The sequence below is a fragment of the Mesorhizobium sp. LSJC280B00 genome, from assembly GCF_000502835.1.
GTDB lineage: Bacteria > Pseudomonadota > Alphaproteobacteria > Rhizobiales > Rhizobiaceae > Mesorhizobium.
Map to the genome: position 1 here is coordinate 1 of NZ_AYVL01000106.1, position 1548 is coordinate 1548.

Consider the following 1548-nt stretch of genomic DNA (forward strand, 5'->3'; position numbering starts at 1 on the left):
CATCGGCCTGAATTGCGCGCTCGGCGCCAACGCCATGCGCGCGCATCTGGCCGAGATATCCGGTGTCGCCGATACGTTCACCTGCGCCTATCCGAATGCCGGCCTGCCCAATGAATTCGGCAGGTATGACGAGAGCCCGGAATTCATGGCCGCGCAGGTCGAGGATTTTGCGCGGGAAGGGCTGGTCAATGTCGTCGGCGGCTGCTGCGGCTCGACACCCGATCATATCCGCGCCATCGCCGAGGCGGTCAAAAAGTATCCGCCGCGCGCCATTCCCGAGATCGAACGCAAGATGCGCCTGTCGGGCCTGGAGCCGTTCACGCTGACCGACGAGATTCCCTTCGTCAATGTCGGCGAGCGCACGAATGTCACCGGGTCGGCCAAGTTCAGGAAGCTGATCACGGCGGGCGACTATGTGACCGCGCTCGACGTGGCGCGCGACCAGGTCGCCAATGGCGCGCAGATCATCGACATCAACATGGACGAGGGCCTGATCGATTCCAAGAAGGCGATGGTCGAGTACCTCAACCTGATCGCCGCCGAGCCGGACATCGCCCGTGTTCCTGTCATGGTCGACAGTTCCAAATGGGAGATCATCGAAGCCGGCCTGAAATGCGTGCAGGGCAAGCCGCTGGTCAACTCCATCTCTATGAAGGAAGGCGAGGCGGCATTCCTGCATCATGCCAGACTCGTGCGCGCCTATGGCGCGGCGGTGGTCGTCATGGCCTTCGATGAGGACGGCCAGGCCGACACCAAAGCGCGCAAGGTCGAAATCTGCACCCGCGCCTACAAGCTTTTGACCGAACAGGCCGGCTTCCCGCCCGAGGATATCGTCTTCGACCCCAATGTCTTCGCCATTGCCACCGGCATCGAGGAGCACGACAATTACGGCGTCGACTTCATCGAGGCGACGGGAGAGATCACCGGGACGCTGCCGCATGTCCATATCTCAGGCGGCGTGTCGAACCTGTCCTTCTCGTTCAGGGGCAACGAGCCGGTGCGCGAGGCCATGCATGCGGTGTTCCTTTACCATGCTATCCAGGCGGGCATGGACATGGGCATCGTCAACGCCGGACAGCTTGCCGTCTACGAATCCATCGATCCCGACCTGCGCGAAGCCTGCGAGGATGTCGTCAACAACCGTCAACCGAAAGGCGGCGGCACCGCCACCGAACGCANCTGGTCAACGGCATCACCGAATTCATCGATGCCGACCCGAGGAAGCGCGGCTGGCCGCCGAGCGCCCGCTGCATGTCATCGAAGGCCCGCTGATGGCCGGCATGAACGTCGTCGGCGACTTGTTCGGCGCCGGCAAGATGTTCCTACCGCAAGTGGTGAAATCGGCGCGGGTGATGAAACAGGCGGTGGCCGGCTTGCTGCCGCATATGGAGGCCGAGAAGCTGGCCAATACCGCCAATGGCATCGACAATGGCGAGCGCCAGACGGCGGGCAAGATCCTGATGGCGACGGTGAAGGGCGATGTCCACGACATCGGCAAGAACATCGTCGGCGTCGTGCTGGCCTGCAACAATTACGAGATTATCGATC

At 62.4% G+C, this 1548-nt stretch carries 1 pseudogene; it reads left to right on the forward strand.

The annotated features are described in order from the left end of the window. Positions 1-1548 (forward strand): annotated as a pseudogene (locus tag X773_RS73475) (dihydropteroate synthase); the annotation flags it as partial.